Origin of the sequence: Pseudoselenomonas ruminantium, from assembly GCF_900104055.1 — a bacterium.
GTDB classification, from domain to species: domain Bacteria; phylum Bacillota; class Negativicutes; order Selenomonadales; family Selenomonadaceae; genus Selenomonas_A; species Selenomonas_A ruminantium_C.
Map to the genome: position 1 here is coordinate 22,609 of NZ_FNJQ01000035.1, position 8,235 is coordinate 30,843.

At 50.5% G+C, this 8,235-nt stretch carries 8 protein-coding genes, 1 tRNA gene and 1 rRNA gene; 9 read left to right on the plus strand and 1 reads right to left on the minus strand.

The window, feature by feature from the left end; all coding sequences use genetic code 11:
- Nucleotides 1-10 precede the first annotated feature (10 nt).
- Complete coding sequence (locus BLQ59_RS12910; RefSeq protein ID WP_074573269.1) at nucleotides 11-859, plus strand: PHP domain-containing protein; 849 nt, start codon at nucleotides 11-13, stop codon at nucleotides 857-859.
- 377 nt (nucleotides 860-1,236) lie between these two features.
- Nucleotides 1,237-1,467, plus strand: a complete 231-nt coding sequence (locus tag BLQ59_RS12915; RefSeq protein ID WP_074573270.1) for a hypothetical protein — start codon at nucleotides 1,237-1,239, stop codon at nucleotides 1,465-1,467.
- Nucleotides 1,468-1,530: 63 nt separating this feature from the next.
- On the opposite strand, the gene BLQ59_RS12920 is transcribed toward BLQ59_RS12915, so the two are convergent.
- Entirely contained in the window at nucleotides 1,531-2,106 is a 576-nt protein-coding gene (locus BLQ59_RS12920) for a hypothetical protein (protein WP_074573271.1), read from the minus strand.
- A 141-nt stretch (nucleotides 2,107-2,247) separates the two neighbouring features.
- Between BLQ59_RS12920 and hydF the strand changes: the two genes are divergently transcribed.
- The 7 genes from hydF to BLQ59_RS12955 all read left to right on the plus strand — a co-directional run.
- The gene (hydF, locus tag BLQ59_RS12925; RefSeq protein ID WP_074573272.1) at nucleotides 2,248-3,450 is read left to right on the plus strand and encodes a [FeFe] hydrogenase H-cluster maturation GTPase HydF; all 1,203 of its coding nucleotides are present in this window, start codon (nucleotides 2,248-2,250) and stop codon (nucleotides 3,448-3,450) included.
- A gap of 61 nt (nucleotides 3,451-3,511) precedes the next feature.
- Entirely contained in the window at nucleotides 3,512-4,468 is a 957-nt protein-coding gene (locus BLQ59_RS12930) for a hypothetical protein (RefSeq protein WP_256324682.1), read from the plus strand.
- An 11-nt stretch (nucleotides 4,469-4,479) separates the two neighbouring features.
- Complete coding sequence (gene metA / locus BLQ59_RS12935) at nucleotides 4,480-5,415, plus strand: homoserine O-acetyltransferase MetA (RefSeq protein WP_074573273.1); 936 nt, start codon at nucleotides 4,480-4,482, stop codon at nucleotides 5,413-5,415.
- Between the two features lie 79 nt (nucleotides 5,416-5,494).
- Nucleotides 5,495-6,145, plus strand: coding sequence for a hypothetical protein (locus BLQ59_RS12940; protein ID WP_074573274.1), 651 nt, complete (start codon nucleotides 5,495-5,497; stop codon nucleotides 6,143-6,145).
- A 158-nt stretch (nucleotides 6,146-6,303) separates the two neighbouring features.
- Nucleotides 6,304-7,179: an LPP20 family lipoprotein gene (locus BLQ59_RS12945; RefSeq protein WP_074573275.1), complete on the plus strand. Its 876-nt coding sequence runs from the start codon at nucleotides 6,304-6,306 to the stop codon at nucleotides 7,177-7,179.
- 116 nt (nucleotides 7,180-7,295) lie between these two features.
- Nucleotides 7,296-7,387: transfer RNA gene (locus BLQ59_RS12950), tRNA-Ser, on the plus strand.
- A gap of 757 nt (nucleotides 7,388-8,144) precedes the next feature.
- Nucleotides 8,145-8,235, plus strand: a 16S ribosomal RNA gene (locus tag BLQ59_RS12955); the annotation flags it as partial.

Below are 8,235 nucleotides of genomic sequence, written 5' to 3' on the forward strand. Positions count from 1 at the left end.
GGAGGCAGTTATGCGAGCAGATTATCATATGCATTTTGAGAAGGGCTCCTATGATGAGGAGTGGGTGGAAGGTTTCTTCCATCAGGCAGGTTTGCTGGGGCTCGATGAGATCGGCATTTCCGAGCACTCCCATACCTTCCCCGAATTTGAGCAGCTTTATTACGATGATTTGATTCTGGATGATTCCTTCATCGGCCAGTTCCAGAAAAAATGGCTCAAGACCAACAAGTTCAAATATACACTGGATGAATACTTTGCCTTTATGGCGAAGCTCAAACAGAAACACAAGGTCAAGACGGGCATTGAGGTCTGCAATTTCCAGAATCAGGATGCCGTGCGGGATATCCTGAAGGATTACAAGTTCGACTATGTGATTGGCTCCGTGCACTTCCTGAACGGCTGGGCCTATGATTCTGCAGAGATCATGGCGCAGTGGGACAAGGAAGACCTCAATGATGTGTATGAGGAATATACGCAGGAGATTGAGAAGCTGGCCGCTTCCGGCCTCTATGATGTGCTGGGACATCCTTACAACATCCGCTTGTTCCACTATATTCCCGAATTTGACGCAACCCCGTATCTGATCCGGGCGGTGGCAGCGCTCAAGAAGGCCAATATGGTGGTGGATATCAACACGGGAACGTTCTATCGTTATCCGATTGCCGAGATCACGCCTTACTATAAATTCATGGGAGTGGCCTCGCAGGAAGGATTGCCGGTCATCATCACTTCCGATGCCCATAAGCCGGAAGATTGCGGTGCTTACCATGATGAGGCGGTCAACTATGCCCGTTCCTATGGCTATAAGGAAACGATCCGTTTCACTCAGCGCCAGCGTGAAGTCGTACCTTTGGAATAACGTGCGAAAGCCTTCCCTTGCGGGGAAGGCTTTTTTCGTCAGGCTGACGATGTAGGTGAGAATGACTGCATAATCTTCAGATAATAAAATATCTTTAAAAGATATTGACATAATAAGGCGGCTGGTGTACAATGAATATGAATCAGTAAACGTAGCTTATATGCAGAACTGAAAAGTATCTGAAAATTTTTCCATATTTTCATCAAAAAACCTTAAGTATTTTCAAAAACTATCGATATACCTTGTAAGAAAAACCTCTGGAAGCAAAGTACAGGGGAGTGTACTTGCAGTGACAGCTGGCAACGGATGCCGTGGATGGATAATCCATCATAAGCCAGTAAGAAGTCATGAGTTTTTGATACAAGGAGAGATAGATCATGAAAGTACAAATTTGTTCGCAATGGATGGAAGAAGTTTTTATCCCTGTCCGCGTCAAACAGTTCACCAAAGCCGCAAAGCTCATGGGTCATAGAGACTTCAAAGCTTATGCAGGTGGACAGGACATGGTCGACCTTGTTCAGATGGGCCGCAAGTCTGCTGAACGCCAGGTAGTAGCTGAATGGCTCGATAGCCGTGGAATTGATGGTGTGACTGCTGGGGTCGCATGATGGAAATATGGAAAAAGGGCACTCCTTGCTAAGCGGGAAGTGCCCATTATTTTTTGTCTGGAATTAATTGAGTTTTTGTTTGGAGGGTGGCAGGGGGATATCCAGAGGAACCTCTATGACAGCACTGGCTGCCTCGCGCATCTGCGCGGGGCTTTTTTGTGCCCAGAGGGTCTGGACAGCCAGCGCAAAAGCGGTGTTGTCCATAGGAGAAGCTTTTTGTGCTGCCACATGCTTTTTCAGGAGTTCCATAAAATCTGCTGGAATGGTCACATCGCGCTGGGCCAGCAGAATCTGCAGCGTAGTGTCTACAAGATAGAGGTGCAGGGTATGGTCGGCCATACTCTTTTCCGTGGGGAGAAGTTCCGGCTTCATGCCTGAGAGCGAGAAGGGGGCGTCGCCCCAGCCTTCCTTGAAGATGCCGTCAATCTGGTAGAGGAAGAATAAAAGGCCGTCCTGCTCGTAGAGGGCCAGCTCCATCTTGCCCGTGCGGAAGGCCTCGGCAGCAATGATGTCGTGACGTGACAGCTGCAGGATGAACATGCAGCCGTTGGCATCAATCTGGAACAGGCCGCCGTCCTGCTGGTTTTTGATGGGCAGAGGGAATTTCTCGCCCACTTGGAAATTTGCATAGTTGCTCATGGGTAGTTGCTCCTTTGTGTTTGTTCTTTATCAGTGTATCATATTTATGAGGGATTGTGCTATACTGATTACATATGACAGCAGGGAGGTTTGACAGGCCTTCCTGCTGGGGCGGATGAGGTTAGAAGGGAGATTTTGCAATTGAGTCTTAACGATACAACCCGGGGCAATCGCTTGCACATCGGCCTGTTTGGCCGCCGCAATGCGGGGAAGTCCTCGCTGATCAATGCTTTGACCGGGCAGTCGGTGGCTACGGTATCAGAGGTACCGGGGACAACGACCGATCCCGTGTATAAGGCCATGGAACTGCATGGTATCGGGCCGGTGGTCTTCATCGATACGGCGGGGTTCGACGATGAAGGGACACTGGGAAAGCTCCGAGTGGAGAAAACGGAGCGGGCGGCCCGGGAGACGGACATTGCTTTGCTGTTGTTCAGTGGATTGGACATGGCAGAGGAACTGGCCTGGCTGGAAGTTTTCCGGCGGCAGAAGACACCGGTGATCCTGCTGATCAGCCGCACCGATGAGCTGCCTGATGGCGGCCGGGATTTGCAGGCGGCAGTGGAGCAGGCGGCTGGTGAGAAACCATTGCTGGTCAGTGCCGGCGACAGGCCAGGACTGGACCGCGTGCGGCAGGAACTTATCCGGGCTTTGCCGGAAGATTTCGAGCAGCCATCCATTACGGGGGAGCTCTGCCAGGCTGGAGATCTGGTGCTATTGGTCATGCCACAGGATATCCAGGCGCCCAAGGGGCGGCTGATCCTGCCGCAGGTACAGACCTTGCGGGAACTGCTGGACAAGGGCTGTCAGGCCTTGTGCTGCACGACAGACAGGCTGGCGGATACCTTGGCGCGGCTGAAGGAACCGCCCCAGCTTATCATCACGGATTCGCAGGCCTTTAAGGCCGTATATCCGTTGAAGCCGGCCCGGACGAAGCTGACTTCTTTCTCGGTGCTCTTTGCGGCCTTTAAGGGGGATATTGCGTATTTCCTGACGGGGGCAGAGGTCTTGCTGCACTTGACTGCATCTGCGCATATCCTGATTGCCGAGGCCTGCACGCACAAGCCTCTGCAGGAAGATATTGGCCGGGTGAAGCTGCCGCGGCTGCTGCGTAAGCAACTGGGGGCTGACTTGTCCGTGGATATCGTGTCAGGCAAGGATTTTCCCGCTGATCTGACAGGGTATGATCTCGTGATCCATTGCGGGGCCTGCATGTTCAACCGCAAGTACGTGCTGAGCCGCGTCCAGCAGTGTCAGGAACAGCAAGTGCCCATGACGAACTATGGCCTGGCTATTGCGGCCTTGCTGGGGATTTTGGACAAGGTATCATTGCCCAATGGATAAAAATACGTTAAAATGAGAAGTAAGTTTGAAAATACAGGAGATTAAACATGAGGTGAACACTATGGATAAACGAATGTATCAATTGATCGGACTGAGCCTGCTGGCAGGCTCCTTTATCATGGGGAATCCCCAACCTGCCCAGGCAGTGCAGATCGATTTCGAGCATCAGGCAGCAGCAACAGAAAACAAGGCGGCGAAGGAAAAGCCTGCCAAGGAGCAGTGGTATTGGCTGGCTTCGGATGACAATTACAGCAAGTATTTCGATCCGGAATCCGTGGTGGTGACACGTACGGTGGAAACAGCCCGGGGGAAGGTCCCCACGGAAGTACAGGTCTGGACCAAAACAGCCTATAGCTATGGCGGTGCGCAGGAAACCCTGGCGGCTTATGGCCTCAGTGAGAAATTCCCGGATCCGTCCCAGCTTTCCTTCAGTACGGCGCAGCTGGTGATTAAGCCGCAGTATCGCACGGTGCAGTGCGTAGCCGAGCATTTCTACAATGCCAACGGGGATGTGATTTGGTCGGAAGCCAATCCGGCGGCCAAGGAGCGGGAAATCAATTCTCAGCAGTTCAATGAGGCCTTTTATGCGGCTGCCATTGACCAGGCATTCCATCAGAGCAAGGAAATGGAACGTGTCAAGGCCAAGAACCGCTGGCTGACGGTGTTTGATTCCACTTCCCCGGAGGGTATCTACACCCATATCAAGGCAGATACGTCTACCATGCGCATGCAGGGGAGCAATCTGGTCTTCTGGCAGTGGCAGGAAGTCAAAGATGCCAATGGTCAGGTCATGGAAATCAAATTCCTCAAGGTAGCAGTCAATCTGCCACAGGCTACGGAAAAAGCCATTGCGGGCAAATACTGGACGCCGAAGGATGGCTGGAAGTCTCTGGACGCTGCCATTGATGGCCAGTATCGCATGGTCAGCCGGGCCAGTGAGGAATACCGTTATATCATTGAACTGAGAAATTATGTGGAAAACCATAGCGCCTGGGTACACCGCTATGGTTTGGATTAAGGGGAGATTCGATGCCAATTAAGATACCCAATGCACTGCCTGCAACACATATCCTGGAAGGGGAAAATATCTTCGTGATGGACGCGGACCGGGCGTACAGCCAGGATATCCGTCCGTTGAAGATCCTCATCCTCAACCTGATGCCGATCAAATACATTACGGAAACCCAGCTCCTGCGTCTTCTCGGCAATACGCCGCTGCAGGTGGAAGTGGATTTCATCTACACCGAGAGTTATACGCCCAGCCATACGCCCATGGATTATCTGGCCCAGTTCTATGGCACCTTCGATGAAGTGCGGCACAAGAAGTATGATGGCATGATCATCACCGGTGCTCCTGTGGAAAACATGGCTTTTGAGGAGGTCGCCTATTGGGACGAGATCTCAGAGATCATGGAATGGAGCAAGAAACATGTCTATTCGACCTTCCATATCTGCTGGGGAGCTCAGGCTGGTCTTTACTACCATTATGGCATTCCGAAGTATCAGGTACCGGAAAAGATCTTTGGCGTGTTCCCTCATCATCTGTGCGTGGAACATGAAAAATTGCTGCGCGGCTTCGATGATATCTTTTATGTGCCGCATTCCCGTCATACGGAGGAGCACAAGGAAGACATCCTGAAGGTCCCTGAGCTCACCATCCTGGCTGAAGCAGAAGGCGCTGCCGGTCCCTATATCATTGCCAATCTGGAAAAAAGGCAGTTCTTTATCACCGGTCATGCAGAGTATGATCCAACAACGCTCAAGCAGGAGTACGATCGCGACTTCAAGGCTGGCATGAATCCCAATATCCCGCAGAACTATTACCCGAATGATGATCCCGCGCAGCCACCCATTGTACGCTGGCGCAGCGTGGCCCATCTGTTGTTTGCTAACTGGCTGAACTACTATGTTTATCAGGAAACTCCTTATGAACTGGATGAGCTCTATAAGGAGCAGGATGATTGATGATGCGTGTTTCAGCGTTTTTTCAGCAAAGAGGTGTAGAATAGATTCGTTATAGAATAAAGACGTAGGGGGATTATCTATGAAAATGAGATGGGGCGCAGGCCTTTTGGCGGCAGCAATGCTTTTCGTGGCTCAGCCACAGGGCAGTGCTGAAGAGGTGATTTCACCGGAGATCTATCAGTGGGTGCAGTCTACTTCCCGTCAGAATTATTTCTTCAATAAGCAACAGATGTATTTTGGGCAGGACAGTCAGGGGAAACTGGACGCCAATATCATGCTGGTGCCCGTGCTGAAGACTTATGATCTGGTGCAGATTCAGGATGTACAGGCCAAACGCCGTTGGAAGATGCTTCCGATGGAAGGTTACAATGACCTGGTGGGAACAGCGGAATACCTGCGCTTTGACTTGGAGAAGGGCACAGTGACGGTCTATAAGCATGAAGATCTGGACTCCGAGTGGGGCGTGCTTTCGGTGACTACCGGCGATAAGGCTGTGAAGATTGCGGACTTGTCGGAAAAGGACGTGGATGGCATTTTCTATCGGACCATCCTGAAGTATGCTTATGCCCATATCGATGAGATCATGGACCGTACAGAGCGGCTGAAAAAGGCAAAGGTCACGGACGATGTGAAGAAGAAGATTGCCCATTTGAAGAATCCGGAGCTGAAGAAGGCGGAAAAAGAGGCTAAAGCTGAGGAAAACAACGACAAAAAGAAAAAAAGCCGTTGACCTAAGCAAATTTAATCAAAATTTAATCTGATTTCAATGAAATTTTAATCTTTCAATGCGATATTACGGATAGAAAAACAGCGTAAATGATTTCCATCTGCGCTGAAAAATGATAAAATTTGTAGTAGGAAAATCGTTTTGCAAAGTGAGGGATTGTGATGAACAGATTAGCAAAAGCAATGGGCCTGATGGGGTTGGTAGTGGCTATGCTCGTAGCTTCTATGGCTTCCGTATTGGCGGCAGAACACGTGGACTGGAACAGCAATGTGATTCGTGCTACAGGCGGCGGTGTGGCTCCAGCTGGAGCACGCACGATTGCCCAGGCGCGCATGATGGCCAGACGGGCAGCGATCACGGACGCCTATCGTCAGCTGGCTGAGTATGTGGGCGGTGTCAACGTCAATGCGGAAACTACCGTTGACATGGCTGCTGTGCAGAGTGATGTAGTCAAGACAAAGGTGCAGGCGACGATTCGTGGTGCCCGCATCGTATCGGAAGGCCGTACCAGCGATGGTGGCTATGAGGTGACCATGGAAGTGCCTCTGTTTGGTGTATCGTCACTGGCTAGTGCTGTGATTGAGCGCCCTGCACGAGTAGAAGCGTTCCCGGCACAGGTCCCCGATGTACTGCCGGCTCCGGTGGAAACCCATGACGATGGCGGCTGGACCAGCTCTTCGGCAGCAGCAGCTCCGGATGGCAAGGCAATCGGAACGTTTACCGGCCTGGTGGTAGATTGCCGCGGTTTAGGCCTGAAGCCGGTCATGAGCCCGGTTATCAAAAACGCCAACGGCAGCCCGATTTATGGTTATAAGAATCTGGACTATGATAAGGTGATCGAAAAAGGCATGGCTTCTTATGCCCGGGATATGGCCGGTGCAGAGCGTGCAGGCAGCCATCCGCTGGTGGTACGGGCTGTAGCCGTGGAGAATCATGGTGGCACGCCGGTACTGTCGCTGGCAGATGCCAATCGTGTCCTGATCGAGAATGGTGCTACCCACTTCCTGGATGCTACGAATGTGGTGTTCCTGAGATAATTTGAAAAAAATATAAAAAAGTGCTTGACAGATGGTTGCTATGATGCTAAACTAATTATCGTTGCAGGCGGGAAACGCAAGCGACGAACTGAATAGCTTTCGTTTTGAGAGCACACGGAGTGTTGTCCGAGTGGTTGAAGGAGCACGCCTGGAAAGCGTGTATACGGTGAACGCTGTATCGAGAGTTCGAATCTCTCACACTCCGCCATTATGAAATGATAGGCATTGCTGAAAGGCAGTGCCTTTTTTGCGTCTACAGATAATCCCACGTTCAACTGGATTCGCGCCAAGGTCGGTTAGTATGAGTGGCGGCGGTGCTTGCTTTTTGTCCTTGCACTAAATGACTCCCTCGAAAATGCCGTTGACTTAGCGACATGCTCCGGTCACCACGTCGCGGCCTTCAGCATTGCGTCCAGCTTTTTTCTTTCAGGAGCCAGCCTGACGGCAGCGTGTTGCGGACAAAAAGCAAGCACCGCCGCCAAGATAAAGCGTTAGTCTTGTGTAAAGCAGAAGGTAGGATATGCCCCCACAGCCAGGCTGTGATGAGTTTTCATGATTTTGCAGTACAACCAAACTTTTTCAAAAAAGGTGTTGACATATCTCTCCGACTCGTGTAATATAATACAAGTCGCTGACAGACACGGCAACGAAACAGCTGAGCAAGCCTTGAATGGCAGGCCGCTGAGAGAAACCGAAAAGCTTCGAAAAAAACTTCAAAAAAGTTGTTGACAAGCTGGTCTGATGGTGATAAGATAAATGAGTCGCTTGAAGCGAGAGCCGATAACGACAAAACAGATTGTTCTTTGAAAACTAAACAATGCAAATAATCATGCAACATGATTAAAGCCAGATGTTAAAGAAACTTTTAAGTTTCTTATCAAACATCGATTGGTATGAACAACATAGCAATCGGCAATTTCTTTAATAGATAATTGAGAGCCTAATCGGCTTTTCATAAAATTACTTTTATGGAGAGTTTGATCCTGGCTCAGGACGAACGCTGGCGGCGTGCTTAACACATGCAAGTCGAACGAGACGATTGAAAGCTTGCTTTTG

Bases quoted from the DNA above. Each gene is read 5' to 3' on its own strand.
- BLQ59_RS12945 (WP_074573275.1), top strand. From the start codon at position 6,304: ATGAACAGATTAGCAAAAGCAATGGGCCTGATGGGGTTGGTAGTGGCT.
- BLQ59_RS12930 (WP_256324682.1), top strand. From the start codon at position 3,512: ATGGATAAACGAATGTATCAATTGATCGGACTGAGCCTGCTGGCAGGC.
- BLQ59_RS12910 (WP_074573269.1), top strand. From the start codon at position 11: ATGCGAGCAGATTATCATATGCATTTTGAGAAGGGCTCCTATGATGAG.
- BLQ59_RS12920 (WP_074573271.1), bottom strand. From the start codon at position 2,106: ATGAGCAACTATGCAAATTTCCAAGTGGGCGAGAAATTCCCTCTGCCC.
- metA (WP_074573273.1), top strand. From the start codon at position 4,480: ATGCCAATTAAGATACCCAATGCACTGCCTGCAACACATATCCTGGAA.
- BLQ59_RS12940 (WP_074573274.1), top strand. From the start codon at position 5,495: ATGAAAATGAGATGGGGCGCAGGCCTTTTGGCGGCAGCAATGCTTTTC.
- BLQ59_RS12915 (WP_074573270.1), top strand. From the start codon at position 1,237: ATGAAAGTACAAATTTGTTCGCAATGGATGGAAGAAGTTTTTATCCCT.